Here is a 23,425-nt window from a genome sequence, read left to right as displayed (position 1 = left end):
AACCGGCTGAGCGCAAATTAAAGGGCTGAACAGAAGTGGTTTGGGGAGTTTGACAAACCGCTTGCCCGTTTGGCAAAGCTTGTGGGACGTTTTACAAAGCCTTAAGCTCAGCAACTAGTGTATCATTATACCGGCGGGCCACCGGCACCTGAAGTTGGCCGTCCAGTAGATGAAGCTTATAGCCCTGTGCGTTACCAGTTACCCGTTCAACCCTATCAAGGTTGACAATGTAAGAGCGATGGCATCGGACAATATATGGAACGTTGATCTGGCTTTCCAAACGGCTCAAACTACTTCGCAGTAACGGCTTTGCCTGCTGACCATTTTTCAGATAAACAACCGTGCAGTAGTTATCACTAGATTCAATACACAGCAAGTCCTGAGCTGGTAACGTAATAGTGTCCTTATCGTTGTCGGCAATGAGTGTTATCGATTCATGATTTGAGGCTATCTCATCAGGTTTGCCGTCACCAACCGATACCCTTTTCGGATAAATAGATACGCTGTTAGCGTGAACGCGAAGTTCGCCAGCAGCCTGGCTGTACTTCTTAAGTTGGGTAATGTAGCGGAGCAACACCAGGCCAGTTACGGGAAATACACTGACTAGAAATGTAACCAGGATCATGCTAATCCAGTCAAGGCCACCGTGCTCTCCTTCGCCCAAGTGCCACTCTAAATACAATCGGTTCCCAATGGCGATCAAAAGAATATTGAACGTTATGAGCAGAATTTGGCGTCCTACGGTCCAATGCTGATCAGAAAACTGTTTTGGAAAAAGCCGTTGCCAGAACAAAAAGTTAAACGCCGTAATGATAAAGGAAACTAGCCCAAACCCCATTATCTTCCAAAATCTGTTTGGCGTTTCCCAGCTATTTAATCCAAACGGCTGAAACGCAACGAGGAATAAGCCCACAAATAACCCAATGACAGCAGCTTTCCGTAATTGATGCCACGGGCGTTCTTCAGATGGATAGGGTTGGTTAAGTAACTTAATCATAGGTGTTCTACCGCCTGCCCATTAATTAACCTTAAAATAAGCGCCAACTAGCGATCTGTTCAATAAACTGTGGCAAAACGGTTGGATAAACAATAATCATGAACACTACTCCAAACAAGGCACCGTAGAAGTGGGCATCATGATTGACGTTATCACGACCCTGGCGTGACGAATAGTAGGAGTAAGCCAGATACAAACCGCCGAAAATGAAGCCTGGGATACACAGGGTGAAGTACAGACAGATATCAATCAGCGGGCGAAACAATATAGTTGCAAACAAAATGGCCGCTACCCCTCCCGACGCGCCTAACGAGTTGTAATTAGGGTTGTTACGGTGCTTCAAAAAACTTGGAATATCAGACACCAGAATGCCAACCAAATAGAAACCAATTAAATAGATAGGGCCGCTGGCACCAAACAATAGCGCAAACACTTGCTCAATAAAGCCTCCAAAAAAGTAAAGACTGAGCATATTAAACAGTAAGTGGCTCCAATCGGCGTGAAGAAATCCCGATGTCAGCAATCGGTAATACTGCCCCTGCCGACTCACTTGATACGGATTCATGATCCAGCGGTTCATCACGCTGTAGTCATTCCAGGCCCAAACGCTGATGCCGACCGTAACAAGAATAATTAATAAGGTTATGCTCATGAAAATGATTTTGATTTACGGTCTACGACGTACAGGTTAAATCGTGCATCGTAAGTTTTTAGCTTTCCCGTTCGACCAATTGCTTGGCGAACTGAATTAATAATGCTTTCCGGTCAGCATCCGCTCTAATTTCGTTAAAGTTGGCGAATCCGCGGGCAAAGTAATCGTTGATCCGCGATTCGGCAATCTGACGTATACCTAACTGGTCATAAATGGCCGTAACAGCCTGTACTTTCTCGGCCTTATCGAATTCTGTCCGGGTCAGCCAGCTATCCAGCTCATCTTTAACGGTCCCCTTGGCCTGTTCGAGGGCTTCAATAAGCAAAAAGGTCTTTTTATTCGCAATAATATCGCCCCCCACCTGCTTACCAAACTTCGCCGGATCGCCGTATACATCTAGTAAATCATCTTTCAACTGAAAGCCAATGCCAATGTTCATTCCTCCTTCGTAGAGATGTCGCGTAGTTACGTCATCAGCACCGGCAATGAGTCCACCTAATTCTAACGCGTAACCAAGCAATACTGACGTCTTAAGCCGGATCATCTCGATATATTCCGCTTCTGTTACGTCCCAGCGGGTCTCAAAATTCATGTCCATCTGCTGGCCTTCGCAGACTTCAGCGGCAGTGCGAGTGAAGCGGGCCATAATGGGCTTAATTTTATCAGCTTCAACATTCAGCAGAAGTTGATAAGCGTTCACCAGCATGACATCGCCGGATAAAATGGCAATATTATGATTCCATTTCTCATGCACAGTTGGATGCCCCCGGCGCAGCGGAGCCTGATCCATGATATCGTCGTGCATGAGTGTGAAGTTGTGGAAGACCTCAACTGCTAACGCGGGTCGAACGGCTTTTTGCCAGTCATCGGTGAAAAGATACGTAGCCATTAAGGTCAGTAAGGGACGCATCCGCTTACCTCCAAGGCTCATAATGTAGCGAATCGGATCGTACAGTTCGGGCGGGTGTTGCCCATATTGGGTAAGTTGAAGTTCGTTTTGAAGTTCGTCAATAAAAGCAGTTGGACTCATTCGACTAGGGCGGCATACCGCTGGTTTGGGGCCAAAAATAAGGCAAAAGCCCCCAAAAGCCTAACGGCCAATCATCCGTCGGTAACTACGCTGGCCAGGCGTAATCAAAATGAAGATCAGACGCCCAGATACAATAAAGTAACCGTCATTGCGATTACTGTTACCACGCTGTGCTCCTATGGAATTAGGCGTTTGTCCTATTTCTAATCGGCGGTCGGATAGAGCAGCGGCCAATGGTTCCATAGTTGTTCGGTCGGGATAAATCGTGCTGACATCATCTACATAATCACTCATTACGTGCGTGTAAGAGCCTTCTATATTAATCCGAAATCGCTCTGTCGCAACGACTGGCAGTCCCAGTCCATAACGGAACATCACTGGTAGGCGGTTGTATTCAACACTTTCGGTACGCAACGGAGCAAGACTATATGACTGACCTTTATAAGTGGCTTTCGGCGTAAGGTATGTCAGTCCAACTCCCGCAAATGCGTAGGGGATAGTCGCTCTATATGGATCATCGATGGGCCAGAAATCATATTGCAGGCCGGTCCAGACATCCGGATTTAAGCTATGAAACGAAAGGTTATTATACTCAATGCGGGTGTGCCGATGACTACCGTAGATGTAATAAAGCTGCGCTTCGGTCCGAAAGGTTAGTTTATAGGATAAACGGTAAGCAACACCCACGTTCAAAGCGGCTCCCAACCGCAGGTGAGATAGGTCGCCACGCTCGTTCATATCGCCGGCGTAGCGCGTGGTGCCTACTCCCGCGCTTAAGCACCATGTGCCGGGTTTTTCCTGCCAGATTTTATACCGCTGCGCCGAAGCACCTGCGGATAGCATAAGCCACGGCATGCCGACCAGCAGCACGCGTTGATACAAGTTCACAAGTTCAGTACGTTACGGTGTAATTCAAGCACGAAAAGTAACGTGTATACTAAACAAATGAAAGGTATCCGATTTTTAAGATTAGTTGATTAACAGATTTATTTCGTAAGCGGTCTATTACCTTCTAATCCAATAGAAATAAAGCTTACAATTCGCCAATATCTTCGTTCCAGAGCGTTGGCTTCTCGGCAATGAACTGGTTCATCATGTCGACGCACTCGGGCAGATCAAGGTCAATTACTTCAACGCCGTGCTGCTCCATAAATTCGCGTGCTCCGGTAAACGTCCGCGACTCGCCAACAATCACTTTAGGAATCTTAAACTGCACAATCGTACCGGCACACATATAACACGGCATGAGGGTCGAATAAATAACCGTATCGCGAAACGAGCCGACGCGTCCGGCATTGTTGAGACAGTCCATTTCGCCGTGCAAAATAGGATTATCTTCCTGCACGCGTTTATTGTGACCCGAAGCCACCAACTTACCATTCTTGATCAGCGCTGATCCGATGGGAATGCCACCTTCACTCAAACTCTTACGGGCCTGGCGGATGGCCTCCTGCATAAATTCGTCCATTGTAATGGGTTTAAAGCAAATTCATGGTTTCGTAATCACCTACTTCTTTTAGATACAAGAGGTGGCTCATGACACCGTGTATGTTCGGCACGAGCCGGTGCGCTTCGGGTAACGTAACAACGTGCAATTGCGTATGTTCATTCTCGCCCTCAGCCCCGGTCGATTGACCTTCAAATTGTTGAATGTCAGCTAGCGGCATCCGGCGTTCAAGATAGAAAAAGTGAAGCGCTTCGTCGCTGGTTGCCGTAGCTGAGAATAGCGGTTTGTTGAATAAAGGCTTCAAATCGCCTGGTTTAACCTCCAGTTTTGTTTCTTCACCCAGTTCACGCGCAGCAACCTCAACGGGCGAATCATCTTCTTCATCAATCATGCCCGCGGGATGTTCGTAGGTGTATGAGCCGTCGCAGATGCGCCGTTGCTTCACTAACAATACGTATTTGTCGTCGGTCTCTTCAGCAATCAAAATCACCAGTATTGATACAGCGTCGCCTTTGATGAAACCAATTGGATTCAGCTTAGTGCCTTCGGGCGTGTCGGCGTCTATATTGAGTAAGGCATACAATACGTTACCGTCTTTGTTGGCCCGATGAACGTACAGCTCCTGCACGTCATTAAGCTTAATTTTATTCTGCTCTAAATGATTGCGCCAGGTCTGGTATTTAGTAGCCTCGCTGAGTTTCTCTTGTTCTTCCATGATCGATTGGGTTGCACCAGAAATTCAACCCGCTCAAGCCGGAAGAGTTTGTGCCGATGAGGAAGCGCTTACAGTAGCTTCATTGTCTCGAAATCACCAACGTGCTTCAGATACAGAAAATGGAGCAGTAGTCCGTTTACATTATTGACCAGTTTATGCGCTTCGGGTAACGACGTAACACTGGTCGTGATACGCTCGAACTCCGACTGGTTGCCCATGTCTTTGTGATGAAACGCCATAATTTCCTCACGAGGCATCTCTCGCTCGATGAAGAAGAAATGCATACCTTCATCGCTGGTGCCCGTGCTTGGAAACCACAGCCGGGGGTTAAGCCGGATTAAGTCAGCAGCCGTAACGGCCAGGCCGATTTCTTCGCCTAATTCACGGGCGGCCACTTCGTCGGGCAAATCGCTCGAATCGACCATCCCAGCTGGGTGTTCGTAGGTATGCGAACCGTCGCAGATACGTCGCTGACGTACCAGAACCACAAATTTCTCTTTCGTGTCTTTGTCGATCAGACAAACCAGTACAGATACAGCATGGCCTTTCAGGAAACAAACCGGCGGAATCTTATCACCTTCTGGCGTGTCGGCGTCCACTTCAATCATGGCAAACAACACCTCGCCATTATGCCGCCGACGAATGAAGTGATCTTTCACCGCATTGATTACTAATCCATTACTTTCCATCTGACTTTTCCAGAACCGGAACTTTGGGGCATCCTGCAGCGCTTCTTCTTTTTTACTCATGTTAATTTATCGAATCAAGATTACATTACTTACCGGGCGTTCTCCGGTATGAATCCATTGTTTACTGTCGGATGGGTAATTAACGACGCCATTGTCTGCCTGGTTGGCGAGCCAAAGCGTGGTAGAACCGCCCCCGTCGAGATTGATAGCGTCGTGGCAGCCAAGCCAGCGCATCAGCTTAGTCAATTCGTGTAAGTTCATACCTTGTGCATTGGCATTACGTCCGTCTACAGTGGCCAGAATTAGCCGACGACGGGGACCGATGCACAGACAAGTTCGAGGGTGTCGGTTATCATTAAAAGCGTTTTTCAGCAACGGATGCGGCTTCCCATCCCGAAGCAACAACGGCCCGGTTGTCATTACGTTATCGCTGGCCAGCTTACGGTCCCAGCCCGGCTGGTTGCCGCCATAGACAATCTGAACTTGGTTGTGATCAATTGTGATGGCTGCTTGCTGGTGCTCGGACAGCCCTTTAGCAGACACCCGAGTTGTGTCAAAAACATACCCATCAATTTTAACAAAATCGACGGAGCCGCCATTTTTTGTGTCGAAGAACGTACCGTTTAACGCAACTAGCGCCCCAAATCGTTTGCCAAACCAGCTGGTCGGTTTCAAGCTGTCGCCAGCCGATGCCAGTGCCATAACAGGGCGCCGGCGCCGGTTCTTCAGGACAATCAAATTAATATTCTGCTTCGCCTGAAATAGACTATCAAAATGGGCTTCCTGCCAGACAATGTGCCTGGTAACCCGTGTCTTACGCCAATTGGCTTTCGCTACCTGTACGGAATCCGGTATAGACTGGGCATAAAGCGTAACAGAGATCATTACGCCTACTATCAGGAAAAGAAATTTTTGCATCGTCGTTAATAACCTGCCGTAAAAGTAAAACCCCACACGTTTCGTTAAAGCCGTGTGGGGTTTAAAATTATCGTTGTGACACGCCCTGGGCATCCGGGCCGACATATCGTTCAAAGAATTCGTAGATACGTAACAATCGATCTATTCGCTGCCGGACATTTCCTGACCGGCTTAGCTCATGAGTAGCCCCCGGCATCCTGACGTATTCGACGGGGCGGCCAAGTATCTTCAAGCTTTTGTACATCATTTCGCTTTGTATCACCCCTGTGCGAAGATCGTTTTCACCATGCTTGATGAGTAAGGGCGTTTTGATGTTTTCGACGAAGGTATATGGCGAGTTAGCATCCAGTACCTTTTGCGCTTCAGCTTGCCAGGGATACCCACCAAAGTAATTGGGCACGAGTCGCCAGGCATTGCCCTCGCCCATAAATGTCGTAAGATCGTAAACCCCACGCTGGGCAAAAGCAGCTTTGAAGCGGTTGTCGTGCCCAACGATCCAAGCGGTTAGGTAGCCAGCGTAGGAGCCACCTGTAATCACTTGGCGGCTTGTATCGACCCAGGGCTCTTTAGCGGCATCGGTAACTGCGGCCAATACGTCTTCGGCCGGACCGGTTCCCCAATCTTTTACGTTAGCTCGTTGGAAATTAGCACCGTAACCACCCGACCCACGAGGATTGGCGTACACCACGCCATAGCCTTGTGAACACATGTACTGAAACTCATGCCACATGGATGGTTCGCCAGGACCCCACATGGCGGTTGGACCACCGTGCATATTGAGCAGCAGCGGGTGTTTCTTGCTTTTGTCGGCCGCCGTAGACGCGTCCGTCACAGGCTTCATGATCCAGTAATCGACTGTCTGGCCGATAGAATTCTTGTACGTACGCTTTTCGGGGAAGCTCAGCTGCTTTTGGGCTACCCAATCATTGTGATTGCTCAGCTTGATCTGATTTTTAGCCGTTGCATCCGTCAGATACAGTTCCGACGGGTTGACCACTTCGGTCTTGCTGATAACCACCCGATTTGCGACAGCATCAAAGCTGGTAACCCCGTAGGTAAAGTCTGTTAGTTGCGTTACTTGCCGGGTGGCCGGATTAAGCCGGTACAGGGGCGTACCGCCGTTGGCCGGAGCCGTGAAGTAGATAGCGTAATCCGCTGCGGCTTTCTTACTGCCGGTCAACGTTGCCAAAGTCGTCCATTTTAGATTTCCGGCAGCCCGATCAAACGTAACAAGTTGCAGTCCGGCGGCCATTTTTCCGGTGAATGCCGCCAACCCAATTTGGGAAAACCCTACGCCTTCCGACGTACCAACTAAACAAGCCAATTGCTTGCCATCCGGCGAAATCTTCGGTGAACCAAAGCTTTTGCCCGCTTCAGCCAGCACGGTTGTGTATCTGCCAGAGCCATCAGCCGGAACCAACACAATGGCGTTATCTTCGTCGCGGTCAGGGTGTTTAAGCGAATCACGATCCGTTACGACCAATAGGGCCTGGCTGTTTGGAAGCCACTCGGCCGCTTGAAATGACGCAAAATTTCGGGTGAGCGGCTTCGGGGTTGCCCCTTCCCGGACATCTACGATGAATAGATGCGTGAAAGTTAGTTCAGGCTCAGTGGTCGACTCTCCCTGAAAATTGAGTCGGTTTATGACTTTGGCCTTTTTGTCGTCGACGTCTTTATTGAGGTAAGCGCGAATCTCAGCTAACGATCCATCCGGGTTGGGTTTAACCTTTTTGTCTGGTTTAATGAAGTTGTTGTTCGGGAAGCCGGGCTTTTCGAGCGACCACGACGGCGTTTTCTTACCAGGATTCAGGAGCGAATCCGTCAGCATCTGCGTCATCGTTACGCCCCCGGTGAAGGCCAGCCGTTTCCCATCTGGCGACCAGAGCGGATTGTAAGCGCCGTAGTTGCTGTTGGTTAGTTGCCAGGCTTCTCCCCCATCTAATGGCATGACAAAGATTTGGCTCTTTCCCTTCACCGACCGCACAAATGCGATGTGCTGCCCATCGGGTGCCCAAACCGCCTGCCGGGCTGATTCACTGCCACGGGTTAACGCTTTAGCATCGCCGGGTTTTAAATTGGTCAGATACACGTGGGTTTTGTAATCGTAATCCTCAGACTCGGTAGGCCGAAGTGGGCTGTCTGATTTTTGGTCCGAGGTAGGTTCAATGGTGGTAAGCGCGTAAATAGCCCGTTGCCCATCCGGCGCCAGTTCGATTCCTCCAATTTGCTTAATTCGGGTTAGGTCAGTAACGGTAACTTTTGATTTCGTCTGGGCGTAAACAACCTGCGTCGTTACGGCAATAAGTAGAATAATTCGTTTTAACATAGCTTGTTAATTTAACAGCAGTAAGTAACGCTCCCGAATAATATTAACGTGGTGAGTAGCATGCCCAACGAGTACGTAGCCCAAGGCCAATACTGAAATATTTTGGTTAAAGCAGACTCCGCTACGTAGCAACATTTCTTCGCTAAAGCTTTTGTAAAGCATAATGCTTGCCTGGCGGACAGCGGCATACTCGGCGTAGAGGTCAGCAATTGAACGCCGATCTGCCGCTGCAAACTGGGCCAGCAACTCTTCATCATAACCCGGTAATGGCGTCTGATCATTGCGGGAGAATCGCATGGCCCGGTACGTCATGATCCGTTCATTATCAATGATGTGTTGCAGAATGTCTTTAACCGTCCATTTACCGGGCGCATAGCGTAAGTCGCCGATCGCTTCCAGCGTATCGGCAGGAATTAGATCGTTGAATGAAGCCGATTGCGTAAGTGCGTCAACTATATCAGTGTTATCGGCAATGTTAATGTACCGATCGAAAAAGTTCGGCATCACTGGGATGTCAGATTTGGTCATGGGCAACTACGGTTTCATTGAAAACACAAACTCCCCGAAAGTACTGAAACTTTCGGGGAGTTTGTGCACTGAGTCAGACGTTTTATTGCCTACAAAGGCCGCTAAGGCTTATTTGCTTTGACGCCCAGGAGCTGTTGCTGGTGTGCGAGGGCGGGTTGCGCTGGTACTTGTAAGTTCGTTTACTAACCGGTCTGCCTTATAGATGTACCGCATGGCAGCCACAATGCCACCCGCGTGTACCGAAATGCTCCGATTAGCGTCGGGCACGAAGATGAACTCGCCCGGTAGGCTCTCAATATTACCGTCAAAAACTAGTCCTACGGCCTCCAGATTCTTATTAATCATTGGGCTGCCTGAGTTACCACCGATGATGTCATTCGTTGAAATAAAGCACATGGGTTGCTTTAATAACTCAGCGGGTGGATTTTTCCAGCGGGCGGGTAAGTTCCAGGGCGCTTTATCGCCAAACGAATAATTACGGTCGTACAGGCCCGCGAAAGTGGTAATAATGGGTGCTTTTGTGCCATTGTAGTCATAGCTCTTTACGACACCATCGTTAATACGCAATGAAAACGTGGCATCGGGTGGCACTGCCGTTCCATATACATCATACAGCATCCGGCCTAATTGTCCACGCAATACCTCTTGTCGCTGGCTGATTTGCCGAGCCTGACGAGCGGCCGCTACGTAGCGCGGAAAGCCAATGCGAGCCAATACCAGCAGCGGATCGTTCGATGAACTAACAGCCCCAACACGTGTAGATAGCTCGCTCACGAAAGCAGGGTTCGTCAGCTTTGTGTTTTTAATCAGGTAAGCTGCGGCTTCTTTGGGCGTTTTCAGGGTGGTACCCGAACCACCCAGCGCAGCTTTTACGTACGGATCGTCGTTTCCTAATCCTGCCTGGGCCTCGGCCAGGTGAGCGGCTAAATACGCTTCTTCTAACTTAAGATCTCTCACCTTAGGTGTCACAACCAGCGAGCGAGCGCGTTCGGCATCTTGCGGACGCGATGTTGATAGTTCGCCGAATTGAGTCAGCACATTGGCAAACGTCAGTAGTTCGCCCATTGTCCGTTCGCTCGGTCCCAGGTAGTTAGCGTCTTTGAATAAACTACGTAACTGGGCGGTGTTATCAGCAATATCATCCCAGGTTTTCAGCCGGTCGGCGGATAAGTTCTTGGCTTTCGCATCGGCCTTAAACTGGCTTTCGAACGAAGCTTTCCGAGCCATCAGATACGGGTCTCGTAAACCGGCCAATTGACCGTTATAAGCTTTAAGACTATTTTCGTAACTGAAAATTTCATTCAGAACACTGTCATTCTTCGCCGTTGCGTTGTATGCCTGCAACGCATCGGAACGATTACGGAGGAGTTGAATAGTGGCGGGGGTTTGTAAGTCGCGATCAAATTCCAGCTCGGCAACCGTTTTCAGTCGTTCGGTTTGTCCGGGGTTGCCAATCACGAAGATTGGCTCGCCATCGTGCACACCATTGGTGTTAAACTTGAAATAGTGGGTGGTTTGCAAAGGTTTTCCGCCGTCGTAAACCCGGAAAAACGAACAATCCAGCGCGTAGCGCGGGTAGGTAAAGTTGTCGTAATCGCCCCCAAAAAAGCCAAGTTGCAGTTCGGGCATAAATACCAGCCGCACATCGGTGTATCGTTTAAAGCCGTACAGCGCATACCGACCACCGTTATAGAACGTAATGGTCTGCAATTCGAGTCCTTCCCAGTCACTTTTGGTGCTATATTCCTGCTTTACGGCCGTGAACACCTGTTCGCGGGCTTGTAGTTGCGCCTGCTCTGACCCTCCGGCGCTCATGGCATCCTGCACCCGCTTTGTTATGTCTTCAATCTTCACCAGCTGATCAACAAATAACCCGTCAACTTTACGCTCTTCGGCCAGCGTTTTGGCAAAAAAGCCGGTTGCATTTAAATCTTCGCCTTTGCGGGCCACCCCCGTCCCTGATTCACGGGCGCAGTGGTGATTGGTCATAACCAGCCCATTCGCTGATACGAACGAAGCAGAGCAGTAGTCAGCAAAACGTAGTGAGGCTAAGCGCGACTCGTCGAACCATTTATCGTCTGGTGTGAACTTATACGTTTTCTGAAAATACTCTTTGGGCGGATTGTCGAAGGTCCACATCTTACCCATGTCGTATGGGCCAGCCTTCACAGTATCGACATTGACGGAGGTTGATTGCGACGATTGCGCCAATGTGGACCAGCTAAAGGCCGCCAACAACGCACCCGTTACAGCAGTCGAGCGGAGATTGATGTTCAGCATAGTTGGATAAAGTCAGATTGTAATGACATAGAAACGATGGTGGAGCCGGAATTGATGTGAAGGAACGACTTTGCTCTGTGGCGCTGCCATAAACAGCGAGGTCAATTAATTATAGTTCAGGCAGAACGCATAGCCGCTCGCCCAAAACTATAACCAATTGACCTACAGACCGTAACTAACGTCACGCAGTCTGATTTTTCAACATAATCTCTTCTGCCACTTTATCATCTTTTCGGATGTAAGGTCGGATAATCAAACGGGTGCCGCGCTGATACGTAAACAACCGATACATCCAGTTGCTGAATACAATCAGCTTACTACGGAAGCCCACCAGGTACCAGATATGCACGAACAACCAGGCCATCCAGGCAATAAATCCACCTAAGTGAATATTTCCCGGCAAATCGGCCACCGCCCGGCTCCGGCCAACGATAGCGAGCGAGCCTTTATCAAAATACTCAAACGGTTCCGTTGGCTCGTTTTTGAGGATTCGACGCAGGTTTTTAGCCAGATGATTTCCCTGCTGAATAGCTGGTTGAGCAACGCCAGGATGCCCTTTGGGCCATTTTTCGGTTTTCATGAACGCAATGTCACCGATGGCAAACACGTCGGTCAGCCCTTGCACGCGGTTGATCGGATCTACCAAGATTCGGCCCCGTTCGGTTGATTCGGCTGGAATTCCGTCAATCATGGCACCGGTTACGCCAGCTCCCCACACCAACGTTTGGGTTTTGATTTGCTCACCGCCTTTGAACGTCACGGTTTCGCCGTCGTAGTTTTCAACCAGCGTATTCAATTTTATAATGACGCCCAGCTCTTCCAGGTAGCGTTGCGATTTCTGCCCAGCTTCGTCCGACATGGGTGGTAACACCTTACCCATGCCTTCAACGACGTAGATTTTCATCTCGCTGAAGTCGAGCCCCGGATAGTCGGCGGGCAGGACGTGCTTACGCATTTCCGCCAGCGAACCGGCCATCTCGACGCCTGTGGGGCCAGCTCCAGCAATAACAAACGTTAGCAATCCCTGACGTTCGGCTGCATCGCGCGTGATGCTGGCCTGCTCGAAGCATTGCAGAAACTGACTGCGAATGTTTAGCGCTTCGGGCACTGTTTTGAGCGGGAACGAATATTTCTGAATCTGCTCATTGCCAAAGAAATTTGATTTCGATCCGGTGGCAATAACCAGATAATCATAATGCAGGTCGCCAATGAGCGTTGTAACGGTCTTCTCGGCTGGATTAATCTTATTGACGCGCACCATCCGAAAGTGGAAGTCCTCGTGCCCGTCGAACATCTTACGAAATGGCTCCGAGATCGCATCTGGTTCCAGCCCGGCCGTAGCCACTTGATACAGCAGCGGCCAAAAGCCATTGTAGTTCTGCTTATCGAATAGCACGACCTGTACACCGGTGTTACGCAGGCTCTTAGCTAAATTCATTCCGCCAAACCCACCGCCAATGATAACCACGCGGGGTTTGGTGGTGTCAGGTATATTCAGAGAAAGTTTATCGTATTGCAGCATGATTAATCAGGTGTTACATTCACAGTTCGCTCCCTCGTTTACTACCTTATAATCAAGTCTTTTGTTTGGACGCAAGCCCGAAAAGTAAGGAATCATGAACCTGGCCCCTTGTTTTGTTATATGATTCCTACGTTAAGAAATGTTAATACATTAATTAACGCGTCTTATCGTTCCAACTGTAGAGCTACCTTTTCGCTCTTTTACCTAAACCCTCACGTTATGCGGCTACGTTTATACTGTCTTTTCTTTCAATTAGTTACGATTAGCTCTTTACTTGCCCAAAACTCTCCGGCACGGTTCACAGTAAGTGGCTACGTTCGCGAAACAGGTAGCCAGGAGGCCCTTATTGGAGTAAACGTTTATTTGCCAGGCACTTCTACAGGGACAACCACTAATACGTACGGCTTTTATTCCATTACCTTACCCGTTCAGGACAGCACGCGTCTGGCCTTTTCATTCGTTGGATACGAGACTATTTCCCGAACCCTTAGCTTACGGGCTAACGCCACCCTGAACGTGTCGCTCACACCTGGTCGCGTTTTGTCGGAAGTTGAGGTAAAGGCAGGCCGAACGGACGAGAGAGTGAGCGAAAGCCCGCAGATGAGCCGAATAGACATACCAGTTACGCAGATTAAGAAGATTCCGGCTTTCTTGGGCGAGAAAGACGTATTGAAAGTGCTGCAGCTCATGCCGGGAGTCCAAAAGGGTTCGGAAGGGCAAACTGGTATCTACGTCCGGGGTGGTGGCCCCGACCAGAACCTGATCATTCTGGATGATGCCATTGTCTATAACGCCAACCATTTGTTTGGCTTCTTTTCAGTTTTCAACGGCGATGCGCTAAAGAGCGTAGAACTCACCAAAGGCGGTTTTCCTGCCCGGTTTGGCGGTCGATTATCATCGGTTATTGAGCTGAACATGAAAGATGGTAACCGCGAAAAACTACATGGCGAAGGAGGAATTGGCCTGATAGCCTCTCGTCTGGTGCTGGAAGGACCATTGACGAAGAACAAGAGGGGTTCTTTTCTCGTATCGGGCCGACGAACGTATTTAGATGTAGTGGCGGCTCCGCTCATTCGCGCCCAGACCGACGGCGAAACGAATGCCGGTTACTACTTCTATGACCTGAATGCAAAAGCAAACTATGATTTCGGCCAGAAAGACAAGGTGTATGTAAGTGGCTACTTCGGTCGGGACCGCTTCTATGCTCGTGATTCGGGAGAAGGTACGGATGTTGGACTAAGTTGGGGCAATGCAACCGGTACGCTACGCTGGAACCACCTATTCAACCAGAAACTCTTCTCGAACCTGTCCCTGATTTACAGCGACTACAAATTTCAGATTTCATCAGACGAGAAGAACAGCCGGGGAGAAGACAATTTTTCGCTTCGTTATAACTCCGGCATTCGGGATTTCTCGTTGAAGTACGACGTTGATTTTTACCCCACGCCCCAGCACTCGCTTCGCATGGGCCTCCAAAGCATTTATCACCGCTTCACCCCCAGCGCCGTTGTGCTGAAAAATGCGGACATCAACCAACTCCGGCTGGATGTTGAAAATATTGATGTGCTTGAATCGGGTCTGTACGCCGAAGACACCTGGCGCCCGTCTGACCGTTGGCGTATCAACGGGGGCCTACGCCTTAGTTACTTTCAGCAGAAAGAAGTCGGCTACCTACGACCGGAACCGCGTTTGTCAGCAGCGTACAACCTCAAGCCAGACCTATCGGTTAAGGCATCATACGCCCTAATGAATCAATACATTCATTTATTGTCAAATACCGGCATCGGTCTACCTACCGACCTTTGGGTGCCAACTACCGACCGCATTAAACCTCAGCAATCGCAACAGGTAGCCATTGGTATTGCCAAAGATTTCAGCGACAGAGGCTTGGCCCTAACCGTTGAAGGGTATTACAAAACGATGAACAACATCATCAACTACAAAGAAGGAGCCAGCTTCTTATTGATTGACGACCCGACTAGTGCCGAAGCCGTACGTTGGGAAGACAACGTAACATCGGGTCGGGGGTGGTCATACGGGGCGGAGTTTCTGTTGCAGAAGAAAGTAGGACGTTTTTCGGGTTGGGCCGGCTACACCCTCTCCTGGACTCAATGGCAGTTTCCGGAGCTGAACGGTGGTCGCCCGTTTTATCCGCGTTACGACCGCCGACACGACATCTCGCTGGTTGGCATCTATGAACTTAGTAAGCGGGTTACGCTATCAGCTACCTGGGTATATGGTACTGGTCAGGCGCTGACAGTACCCGTTGGACGGTACAACACCTATCAACCGGGAAGCAGCCCTTTTTATACGGGCTCCAATACGATTATTCAATCCCTGTTTCATAACTCACGACTGGTTGAAGATTACGGAACGCAGAAAAATAGCTTTCGCGCCGAAGCTTACCACCGATTTGACGTCGGCATTCAATTCCACAAACAGAAGAAGCATCATGAGCGTACCTGGGAATTTAGCTTATATAACGCCTACAATCGCCGGAATCCGTTCTTCTACCAGTTAGAATCGGTTTCTCAGGGGAATGGGCAACCATCCAGAACAGGGTTGTTTCGTTACTCGGTATTCCCGGTCGTTCCGGCATTCAGTTATAATTTTAAATTTTAGCTTTTCAGATTCAGCCGTTATGTTCCGCTCCTTATATACACAACTTAGTTTATGGATCGTCGGTCTGGTTTTGCTAACCAGTTGCGACAGCCTACGTCAGGAAGTTAATCCCGACCGTTTGAATCGTGAGTCAGCTAAATTAGTAGTGACCTGTTTTCTGTCTCCGCAGGATACGGTTCTAGCGGTAAAGGTCAGCCGGTCTCAGCCAGTACTAGGCGAAGAAACTGGGGGATTGTACACCGGCAATACAGTAGCGAATGCCACGGTGACCATATCGCAAGGAGGACAATCTGTTCAATTACCTTTTGTGAGTAGCCAGGCATACTACAAAATCGACGCAAAGCAACTACCAGTGCTGGCTGGCCAGACCTACACGCTTACCGTTCAGACGCCCAACGGCGAACAGGCCACCAGCCGCTGTATTATACCGGAGCCCGTTGTTATGACAAGCGTTACGTTTGATTCAATCGCTGATAATCAATTCGGACAACGACGTACGCGTTACTTTGTCCGGGCCCGATGGGATGATCCGGCGAATCAAGTCAATTATTATCAGCTAACAGGCTTATTTCAGGCAATTCAGAATTGCCTAGGCTGTGAGCGATCCCCTACGTATAAAGAGCAAGTACTGTATAACAATCTTTACTTCCGTGATAACTCTAACGGACTACTTACTGACCGTACTACCAACGGTGGCCCAATGATTTCGGACCGAGGCTTTCTGGGAGGTGGCTATACGTTCTTTAATGGCCAGCAAGTAGGCTTCACGAGCCAGTACAAAACGGCGAGTGTACAGGCCAATCTATTAAATACGGATCAGGCCTATTACTTGTATCAGGATGCCATTGCCCGGCAATCAGAGGTGTCAGGCAATCCGTTTGCCGAGCCGGTACCCGTGCCCACTAACCTTACAGGTGCTTTAGGCTGCTTTGCAGGTTATAATCGGTCGACGATCACGTTGAAAATAAAATAGCCCCCAGTTCTGTGAACTGAGGGCTATTTGCGTAGCCCGAACGTGACCGTTCGGGCTACATAAAAATTGACAGCGTTATAATTAAACGCCCTGCACAGAGCTATTCATCACTTCGGTTTGCTTGCGAATCGACTCCATGTGGATGATCTTGTAGATCTCCTCTACTAATTCAGGGTACAATCCCAATTTGCTACCCAACTCGGTGCGGGTTTTCAAAATCTCTTTCCAGCGGTCAGGCTGGAACAGCGTCACGTTGTTATCGCGCTTGTATTCAGCCAGCCGCTCAACAAGCGCCATCCGAGCCGCCAGCATTTCAACGATCTGCCGATCAACATTATCAATGCTACGCCGAGACTGCTCCATGAATCCCTGGAACTCCAGGTTTTGCGATTCAACCTGCCGAATTTGTAAGTGATCGAGCATCTCGCCAAAAGCCGCTGGTGTCAGTTGCTGAGCGGCATCACTCCACGCTTTATCGGGGTCGATATGTGACTCAACAATCAGACCATCGTAGTTGAGGTCCATGGCCATTTGCGCCAGTTCGTTGAGGTAAGCCCGTTTGCCTGCCATATGGCTCGGATCGCCAATAATTGGCAACTGCGGGAAAATCGACTTAAGCTCGATTGCCATCTGCCACATCGGTACGTTGCGGTACTTACTGGCTTCGCCCGTAGCAAAGCCACGGTGAATGGCACCTAACTTTTTAATACCAGCACCGGCAATGCGCTCAAACGCACCAACCCACAAAGCCAAATCTGGATTCACGGGATTTTTCACCAACACAGGAACGTCAACACCACGAAGCGCATCTGCAATTTCCTGAACATTGAATGGGTTTACTGTTGTGCGGGCACCAACCCACAAAATGTCAACGCCATACTTAAGGGCAAGCTCAATATGTTCGGGCGTAGCCACCTCAACGGCAAAGGGCAAACCAGTTTCTGCTTTGGCGCGCTGAATCCAGGGGAGAGCAGCTTCGCCCATGCCTTCAAAGCTACCGGGACGGGTGCGGGGCTTCCAAACGCCAGCACGAATAGCATGAACTGCGCCTAGTGCTTTTAACTGGCGGGCGGTTTCAACTAATTGATCTTCGGTTTCGGCACTACACGGGCCAGCGATGATCAGGGGCTTGCCGTTGGTCTCTATCCACGACCCAAGCGGCTCTACGGCTAATTCTACCTTCATAACAAACGCGTAATTGACGAGTAATACGTCTACTCTATGGGGAACTTTTAAATGCTATTTTGTGGTATATTTGCAGAGGGAATCAGCTGTTTTTCAAGCCGGTTCCTTCATTTGTCTAACGCTATTTATACTTTGTCAAACAAGCCGGGCCGGTAAGTTTAACTGATTGACCGAAATTTCGTTATATATTTCGGCCATGTTAACCGACACGCACCTAACGCTATGGAAGTAGCACCGCCCAAACGGAGCACTGATATGTCGAACCGAAGTAATCTAATGCCGGAGACCCTCCAGGGGCTTACAAACGTAAAACCCGTTTCATTTGAGGACACTTCGATTGCTTTTTCGTCCCAGTCGGATTTCAAACTTCGAAAAACCTACTGGTTATTTGCGTTGATGAATAAGGGATGGCTGGTAAATTTAGGGACTTTTTTCATAAAGATTGCCCTACGTCTCCATCTTCCCATTAAATTCCTCATTAAGAACACAATTTTTGACCAATTCTGTGGGGGCGAGAGCATCAAAGACTCTGAAAAGACGATTCAACAATTGCACAACGCCCACGTCGGAACCATCCTTGACTACTCAGTTGAAGGTGAGGAAAACGAAAAAAGTTTCGACGAGACTACACTTGAAATCCTGCGCACCATCGAACGCGCCAGCGAATCCTCCGATATTCCATTCTCCGTCTTCAAAATCACCGGTATTGCCTCTACTGACTTGCTCGAAGCAGTGCAGATTGGCGACTCTTTGGCGAAAGAACAGAAAGCAGAGTTTGATCGGGTGCTGAAGCGCGTGGACACGCTCTGCCGTCGTGCCTATGAACGGAATGTGCGGATCTTTATTGATGCCGAAGAAAGCTGGATTCAGGATACAATTGACACGCTAGCCTACGAGATGATGGATCGCTACAACCACGAGCGGCCCGTCGTTTATAATACGTACCAGATGTATCGCTGGGAAAGCCTCGACCACCTTCGGCGTGACACCGAAGAAGCTCGGGCCAAGGGTTACTACCTGGGTGCAAAGCTAGTTCGGGGCGCTTACCTAGAGAAAGAACGGCTGCGGGCACATGAGGGCGAATACCAAGACCCTATCCAGGCAACGAAAGAAGCAACCGACCACGATTTTAATGCGGCTATCGACTACTGCCTCGAAAACCGTGATACAGTCTCGATTTGTCTTGGTACCCACAATGAATACAGTTGTCAGTATTGCCTGCAGCAGATGAAGCGATTAGGCATTACGCCGAATGACTCGCACATTTATTTTGCGCAATTGCTGGGTATGAGTGATAACATTTCATACAACTTAGCCAACGCAGGGTATAACGTAGCGAAGTATGTGCCCTACGGCCCGGTTGAAGCAGTGATGCCTTATTTGTTCCGCCGAGCCGATGAAAACAAGTCGATCGCAGGGCAAAGCAGCCGGGAGTTTACTTTAGTTTGCAACGAATTGAAACGCCGGAAAGGCTGTCATAAATAATTACAAGGCCAGAACACGGACTACGCGGATGCCGCAGATGATAGACGGGTGTTCCCGTATCAATGCAGAATCTGTGTAGTCCGTGTTCTTTTTTATTACCTGTCTGCCGGGCGCTTTATCTTTGTACTATGATTCGTAAAAGTCCCTTTAAGTTTTTTGTACTTACCTTACTTCTTATCGCACTGGATCAGGGGGTGAAGTTAGCTGTACATTTTTACATGGCTCCTGGCTTCGCTGGTCAAATTAAACTGATTGGCGACTGGCTAAAACTGCACTATGTACTAAACCCTGGTATGGCGTTTGGTATGCAGTTAGGCTACGAATATGGTAAACTTCTGTTGAGTGTATTCCGGTTGTTTGCTATGGTTGGCATCGGTTATTATTTGGTGCATTTAGCGCACCGGGGAGCTCCCGATGGCCTTTTATGGGCGATGTCTATGATTCTGGCAGGGGCTGTGGGTAATGTGATCGATAGTACGTTCTACGGCGTTTTTCTCAATAATGCTCCTTATGGCTCGCCAACTCCCTGGTTTCACGGGCAGGTTATCGACATGATTTTTGTGGATTTGTGGGAAGGCTTCATTCCCGAATGGGTACCTGTTTGGGGTGGCCAATATTATTCTACGCCTATTTTCAATATTGCTGATTCGTGCATCTTTATTGGTGTCTGTCTGATTCTTTTCTTTCAGCGTCGCTTTTTTGGAGAGCAGCACATCGAGAATAGTATGCTCCCAGCCACTCCTGATGCAAACGAAGCAGCTGTCTTGCCTGCAGCTGAGTTTATGGGTGAAGAGCAAACGGAAAAACTAAGTAGCGATGAGCCTGCCGTTCAAAGTAGTGACGATTTACCATCGGCTTCGGCTACTCCGACTTCTACTGAATCAGAATCCGTTCTACCAAACGAGCATAAGCGTAGCGAATAAGTATTTGCCCATGTCTATAAAAAAGCTCCGGTTTGCACCGGAGCTTTTTTTATAGCAAGTCTTTAGACTAGACTATTTACTTACCAGCCTGTCCGTTTGAAAGCAGATTAAAGAACTGGTCAAGTTTCGGAGTAATGATGATCTCCGTCCGGCGGTTCTGCTGACGTCCGGTTGAAGTCGTGTTGTCATCTTTCGGAATGTACTCTGACCGGCCACCGGCTGTCATGCGCTCAGGCGCTACACCAAATTTACTTTGCAGCGTCCGTACAACCGACGTAGCCCGTAAAGCGCTCAAATCCCAGTTATCTTTAATTGACGCCGTTGAGATAGGCACTATATCCGTGTGGCCTTCTACCAGGATGTCTAATTCTTTGTGGTCATTCACTACTTTAGCCACTTTACCCAGCACCGTTTCGGCACGAGGGGTGATGTCGTAGCTACCTGACTTGAACAACAGCTTGTCAGAAATAGACACGTAAACAACACCTTTCTTCACTTCAACCTGCACGTCCTGGTCATTGATATCGTCCAGCGACCGCTTCAAGCTCATCACCAGCGCCAAGTTCAACGAATCTTTACGCTGTATGCTGGCGTTCAGATTATTGGTGTACTTGGTCTGCTCATTGAGTGTCTCCAACGATTTTTTGATACTTTCGGCACCTGACTTACTAACGATCGACAAATCAGACATCCGGTCGAGGAGATTTGTGTTTGTCTTTTTCAGATAATCAATCTGAGCTTGCAGATCGCCTACTTGCTTATCTTTTCCTTGCAGATCATTGTCTTTTGCGGAAAGCTGCGAACGTAAATCAGCCGTACGCTGGTCACAGTCGTTCAGAGAAGCTACGGCCTTGTCGCGGGCTTCTTGTAGAGATTTGATTTCAGCCAGGCGCTTTTTGCTGTTACAGGATGCAAGCATAGCCACGGCCGCAAATACAATAAGTATTCGTTTCATACTAGTAAGTGGAAATTTTATCGGTAACGAAAAGTTAGGCTTGAACGATACAGGCCATTAACCTATTCAATCATTTCACAAAAGTAAGTAGATTCTGGCTAACCGTTTTAACTACCTCATTCATCTGAGAAAAATTATATCAACATTTTTTTAATAACTACTTAAAATTTATTGGTAGATAGCCTGATTTGTTTGTACGCCAGCGTCTTCTATCTGTTAACTCACACAATAAACTAATTGGTTAGGGTATTATTTACGGTGTATTGATCTGACAAGTCCCTCAAAAATCCTAAGCAGATTGAATAGCTTTTCATTTGTGTTCTCGGTAGTTTATGCCGGATTTATGCTTACCAATACGACTTACTATAGCTCTTATGAACAAACTAGTTGCCAGTCTCTTCATTGTATCGCTTGGAATGAATGCACCTGCCACCGCTCAATCAGGTAAAGAAATTATGTATGTAGGCACCTACTCGGTTCGGGGTAGCGAAGGCATCTACGTGTTTGAGTTTGACCGAAAAGCTGGTACTATGCAGAAGCTGCAGTCCGTATCGAATGCAAAAAGCCCTTCATTTCTGGCCGTACATCCATCCGGTAATTATTTATATTCAGTTAACGAAGCCGCCGAAACAGGGCCTGGCAAAGCCGGAGCAGTTAGTTCGTATGCCGTGGATAAGGCTACAGGTAAGCTCAACTTTCTGAACACCCAATCATCGCTTGGCAGTGGTCCATGCCATATTAGCATCGATCAAACCGGCAAAACCGCGTTCGTCTCGAATTATGGCGGAGGAAGTTTAGCTGTTTTACCTATCAAAGCAGACGGTACGCTGGGCGCAGCCACCGACAGCGTCCAGAATTCAGGAACTGGCCCCAATACCCAGCGACAGGAAAAAGCACACGTTCATTCCGCAATTGTAGCCCCTGATAACCGTTTTGTGTATGTTTCTGACCTTGGAACAGACAAGTTGTACATATTCGAAACTGATGTAAAGGCAGGCACCGTAAAACCCGCCCAAAAGCCGTATGTAACAGTCAAACCCGGTTCTGGACCAAGGCACTTTACGTTTCATCCCAATGGCAAACATGCGTATCTGGTAGAAGAGCTTACCTCGTCTGTAGCCGTGTTTAGCCGCGACGCAAAAACGGGCACCTTGACACTGCTCGACGACGGAGTGAAAACGTTACCAACGGACTTTATTGGCCAAAACACGAGTGCAGACATACATATTGATCCAAGTGGCAAGTTTCTATATCAATCAAACCGAGGACGTAACGCCTTAGCGATTTTCGCTATTGGCATTGACGGTAAGCTGACAAAAGTTGGCGACCAATTAACCGAAGGCAAAACTCCACGCAACTTTTTGATTGACCCCAGAGGAGAATTCGTTTTTGTTGCCAACCAAGACACCGATGACATCACTATTTTCAGACGCGATGCCAAAACCGGCAAGTTGACCTACACTGGCCAATCGGTAAAAGTGCCCGCCCCTGTTTGCGTAATTATGGCGAACCGGTAAGCGTGCATTATTGTATACAAAGGGGCGACCAATGTTGGTCGCCCCTTTGTATGCAATAATGTATTGAAGTATATTTTACTGGGTGGCGCGTAACATTCTTTCCAAGTCTCCTTTTTTCTCGTAGCGCCGTCTGGATTTGCCCTTGCTAAATAACTCGTCCTGCGCGTTACTTGCTTCACAAAGCATACGTAGGCTGCTTAATAAACGCTCAATCTCGTTGTATTGCCACAGACGGTAATCCTGTTTACGCTGAGCCAGCTGGGTTACGTTCAGCTTAGTTAATGTCTGAAGCTTTTGTAGTTGACTCGGTGGGAGTTCCGTCAGTTGCTGAGATACACTATTCAGGTGATCAGCAAAGCGATTGGGCAATGATAGCATACTCGCCAGCTGCCCTAATTCATTAGGCCGCCATAAAGTTGCGTTACGTTGCCTTCCGCGAATCATGCTGACCGTTAAATCGGTAGCTTGGCAGATATATGGGCACGAAACTTGAGAGTTAGTTAACGTCCGTAGGACAACCAGGCGAGCATTGGTGTAAGATTGCAATAACTGTAGCAGTGATTCCATAGATAAGGCAGTAAGGGAAAGTAGTTGTTACTAAGGAGCGATATCTACGTACGAAAGGTACAACTGGATTTCATTCTATAAACTTTTTCAAACT

General features: G+C 48.5%; 20 protein-coding genes. 5 read left to right on the top strand and 15 right to left on the bottom strand.

Going from position 1 to position 23,425, the window contains the following annotated elements:
• Positions 1-91 precede the first annotated feature (91 nt).
• The 12 genes from ACFSUS_RS22970 to ACFSUS_RS22915 form a co-directional block, all read right to left on the bottom strand.
• The gene (locus ACFSUS_RS22970; RefSeq protein WP_381526239.1) at positions 92-997 is read right to left on the bottom strand and encodes a LytR/AlgR family response regulator transcription factor; all 906 of its coding nucleotides are present in this window, start codon (positions 995-997) and stop codon (positions 92-94) included.
• A gap of 31 nt (positions 998-1,028) precedes the next feature.
• Positions 1,029-1,649, bottom strand: coding sequence for a rhomboid family intramembrane serine protease (locus ACFSUS_RS22965; protein ID WP_381526237.1), 621 nt, complete (start codon positions 1,647-1,649; stop codon positions 1,029-1,031).
• Positions 1,650-1,707: 58 nt separating this feature from the next.
• Complete coding sequence (locus ACFSUS_RS22960) at positions 1,708-2,679, bottom strand: polyprenyl synthetase family protein (RefSeq protein ID WP_381526235.1); 972 nt, start codon at positions 2,677-2,679, stop codon at positions 1,708-1,710.
• A 60-nt stretch (positions 2,680-2,739) separates the two neighbouring features.
• Positions 2,740-3,567 carry a hypothetical protein gene (locus ACFSUS_RS22955; RefSeq protein WP_381526233.1) on the bottom strand — a complete coding sequence of 276 codons (828 nt, stop codon included), beginning with the start codon at positions 3,565-3,567 and terminating at the stop codon, positions 2,740-2,742.
• Positions 3,568-3,712: 145 nt separating this feature from the next.
• Complete coding sequence (locus ACFSUS_RS22950) at positions 3,713-4,147, bottom strand: nucleoside deaminase (protein WP_381526231.1); 435 nt, start codon at positions 4,145-4,147, stop codon at positions 3,713-3,715.
• 10 nt (positions 4,148-4,157) lie between these two features.
• On the bottom strand, positions 4,158-4,841 hold the full coding sequence (locus ACFSUS_RS22945; protein ID WP_381526229.1) for an NUDIX hydrolase: 684 nt from the start codon (positions 4,839-4,841) through the stop codon (positions 4,158-4,160).
• A gap of 68 nt (positions 4,842-4,909) precedes the next feature.
• A complete protein-coding gene (locus ACFSUS_RS22940) occupies positions 4,910-5,590 on the bottom strand; it encodes an NUDIX hydrolase (RefSeq protein ID WP_381526227.1) in 681 nt (226 codons plus the stop codon).
• 6 nt (positions 5,591-5,596) lie between these two features.
• On the bottom strand, positions 5,597-6,448 hold the full coding sequence (locus tag ACFSUS_RS22935) for a phosphodiester glycosidase family protein (protein ID WP_381526226.1): 852 nt from the start codon (positions 6,446-6,448) through the stop codon (positions 5,597-5,599).
• 67 nt (positions 6,449-6,515) lie between these two features.
• A complete protein-coding gene (locus ACFSUS_RS22930; RefSeq protein ID WP_381526225.1) occupies positions 6,516-8,774 on the bottom strand; it encodes a S9 family peptidase in 2,259 nt (752 codons plus the stop codon).
• A 6-nt stretch (positions 8,775-8,780) separates the two neighbouring features.
• Positions 8,781-9,302, bottom strand: coding sequence for a DinB family protein (locus ACFSUS_RS22925; protein ID WP_381526223.1), 522 nt, complete (start codon positions 9,300-9,302; stop codon positions 8,781-8,783).
• A 108-nt stretch (positions 9,303-9,410) separates the two neighbouring features.
• Positions 9,411-11,582, bottom strand: coding sequence for a S46 family peptidase (locus ACFSUS_RS22920; protein WP_381526221.1), 2,172 nt, complete (start codon positions 11,580-11,582; stop codon positions 9,411-9,413).
• 181 nt (positions 11,583-11,763) lie between these two features.
• A complete protein-coding gene (locus ACFSUS_RS22915; protein ID WP_381526219.1) occupies positions 11,764-13,104 on the bottom strand; it encodes an NAD(P)/FAD-dependent oxidoreductase in 1,341 nt (446 codons plus the stop codon).
• A 219-nt stretch (positions 13,105-13,323) separates the two neighbouring features.
• Here ACFSUS_RS22915 and ACFSUS_RS22910 point away from each other — a divergent pair, with 219 nt between their 5' ends.
• Complete coding sequence (locus ACFSUS_RS22910) at positions 13,324-15,726, top strand: TonB-dependent receptor (protein ID WP_381526217.1); 2,403 nt, start codon at positions 13,324-13,326, stop codon at positions 15,724-15,726.
• Positions 15,727-15,745: 19 nt separating this feature from the next.
• Positions 15,746-16,699 (top strand): DUF4249 domain-containing protein, encoded by a 954-nt coding sequence (locus ACFSUS_RS22905; RefSeq protein WP_381526216.1) that lies wholly within the window; start codon positions 15,746-15,748, stop codon positions 16,697-16,699.
• Between the two features lie 81 nt (positions 16,700-16,780).
• On the opposite strand, the gene ACFSUS_RS22900 is transcribed toward ACFSUS_RS22905, so the two are convergent.
• Positions 16,781-17,884 carry a chorismate mutase gene (locus ACFSUS_RS22900; RefSeq protein WP_381526214.1) on the bottom strand — a complete coding sequence of 368 codons (1,104 nt, stop codon included), beginning with the start codon at positions 17,882-17,884 and terminating at the stop codon, positions 16,781-16,783.
• Positions 17,885-18,160: 276 nt separating this feature from the next.
• Here ACFSUS_RS22900 and ACFSUS_RS22895 point away from each other — a divergent pair, with 276 nt between their 5' ends.
• Both ACFSUS_RS22895 and ACFSUS_RS22890 read left to right on the top strand, forming a co-directional pair.
• Complete coding sequence (locus tag ACFSUS_RS22895; protein WP_381526324.1) at positions 18,161-19,369, top strand: proline dehydrogenase family protein; 1,209 nt, start codon at positions 18,161-18,163, stop codon at positions 19,367-19,369.
• Positions 19,370-19,497: 128 nt separating this feature from the next.
• A complete protein-coding gene (locus ACFSUS_RS22890) occupies positions 19,498-20,292 on the top strand; it encodes a lipoprotein signal peptidase (protein ID WP_381526212.1) in 795 nt (264 codons plus the stop codon).
• Between the two features lie 76 nt (positions 20,293-20,368).
• Here the strand turns inward: ACFSUS_RS22890 and ACFSUS_RS22885 are convergent, their stop codons facing one another.
• A complete protein-coding gene (locus ACFSUS_RS22885) occupies positions 20,369-21,247 on the bottom strand; it encodes an OmpA/MotB family protein (protein WP_381526210.1) in 879 nt (292 codons plus the stop codon).
• Positions 21,248-21,621: 374 nt separating this feature from the next.
• On the opposite strand from ACFSUS_RS22885, the gene ACFSUS_RS22880 reads away from it, so the two are divergent.
• Positions 21,622-22,764, top strand: coding sequence for a lactonase family protein (locus ACFSUS_RS22880; RefSeq protein ID WP_381526208.1), 1,143 nt, complete (start codon positions 21,622-21,624; stop codon positions 22,762-22,764).
• A 75-nt stretch (positions 22,765-22,839) separates the two neighbouring features.
• Here the strand turns inward: ACFSUS_RS22880 and ACFSUS_RS22875 are convergent, their stop codons facing one another.
• Positions 22,840-23,331, bottom strand: coding sequence for a hypothetical protein (locus tag ACFSUS_RS22875; RefSeq protein ID WP_381526206.1), 492 nt, complete (start codon positions 23,329-23,331; stop codon positions 22,840-22,842).
• Positions 23,332-23,425 lie beyond the last annotated feature (94 nt).

Source organism: Spirosoma soli (assembly GCF_042684525.1).
Classification (GTDB): Bacteria; Bacteroidota; Bacteroidia; order Cytophagales; family Spirosomataceae; genus Spirosoma; species Spirosoma soli.
This window is presented reverse-complemented; position numbering and strand designations above follow the sequence as displayed.

Coding starts and splice junctions, on each gene's coding strand:
- ACFSUS_RS22880 (WP_381526208.1), top strand. CDS start 21,622: ATGAACAAACTAGTTGCCAGTCTCTTCATTGTATCGCTTGGAATGAAT.
- ACFSUS_RS22950 (WP_381526231.1), bottom strand. CDS start 4,147: ATGGACGAATTTATGCAGGAGGCCATCCGCCAGGCCCGTAAGAGTTTG.
- ACFSUS_RS22910 (WP_381526217.1), top strand. CDS start 13,324: ATGCGGCTACGTTTATACTGTCTTTTCTTTCAATTAGTTACGATTAGC.
- ACFSUS_RS22930 (WP_381526225.1), bottom strand. CDS start 8,774: ATGTTAAAACGAATTATTCTACTTATTGCCGTAACGACGCAGGTTGTT.
- ACFSUS_RS22905 (WP_381526216.1), top strand. CDS start 15,746: ATGTTCCGCTCCTTATATACACAACTTAGTTTATGGATCGTCGGTCTG.
- ACFSUS_RS22940 (WP_381526227.1), bottom strand. CDS start 5,590: ATGAGTAAAAAAGAAGAAGCGCTGCAGGATGCCCCAAAGTTCCGGTTC.
- ACFSUS_RS22935 (WP_381526226.1), bottom strand. CDS start 6,448: ATGCAAAAATTTCTTTTCCTGATAGTAGGCGTAATGATCTCTGTTACG.
- ACFSUS_RS22920 (WP_381526221.1), bottom strand. CDS start 11,582: ATGCTGAACATCAATCTCCGCTCGACTGCTGTAACGGGTGCGTTGTTG.
- ACFSUS_RS22915 (WP_381526219.1), bottom strand. CDS start 13,104: ATGCTGCAATACGATAAACTTTCTCTGAATATACCTGACACCACCAAA.
- ACFSUS_RS22890 (WP_381526212.1), top strand. CDS start 19,498: ATGATTCGTAAAAGTCCCTTTAAGTTTTTTGTACTTACCTTACTTCTT.
- ACFSUS_RS22965 (WP_381526237.1), bottom strand. CDS start 1,649: ATGAGCATAACCTTATTAATTATTCTTGTTACGGTCGGCATCAGCGTT.
- ACFSUS_RS22885 (WP_381526210.1), bottom strand. CDS start 21,247: ATGAAACGAATACTTATTGTATTTGCGGCCGTGGCTATGCTTGCATCC.
- ACFSUS_RS22895 (WP_381526324.1), top strand. CDS start 18,161: ATGCCGGAGACCCTCCAGGGGCTTACAAACGTAAAACCCGTTTCATTT.
- ACFSUS_RS22945 (WP_381526229.1), bottom strand. CDS start 4,841: ATGGAAGAACAAGAGAAACTCAGCGAGGCTACTAAATACCAGACCTGG.
- ACFSUS_RS22925 (WP_381526223.1), bottom strand. CDS start 9,302: ATGACCAAATCTGACATCCCAGTGATGCCGAACTTTTTCGATCGGTAC.
- ACFSUS_RS22960 (WP_381526235.1), bottom strand. CDS start 2,679: ATGAGTCCAACTGCTTTTATTGACGAACTTCAAAACGAACTTCAACTT.
- ACFSUS_RS22900 (WP_381526214.1), bottom strand. CDS start 17,884: ATGAAGGTAGAATTAGCCGTAGAGCCGCTTGGGTCGTGGATAGAGACC.
- ACFSUS_RS22970 (WP_381526239.1), bottom strand. CDS start 997: ATGATTAAGTTACTTAACCAACCCTATCCATCTGAAGAACGCCCGTGG.
- ACFSUS_RS22875 (WP_381526206.1), bottom strand. CDS start 23,331: ATGGAATCACTGCTACAGTTATTGCAATCTTACACCAATGCTCGCCTG.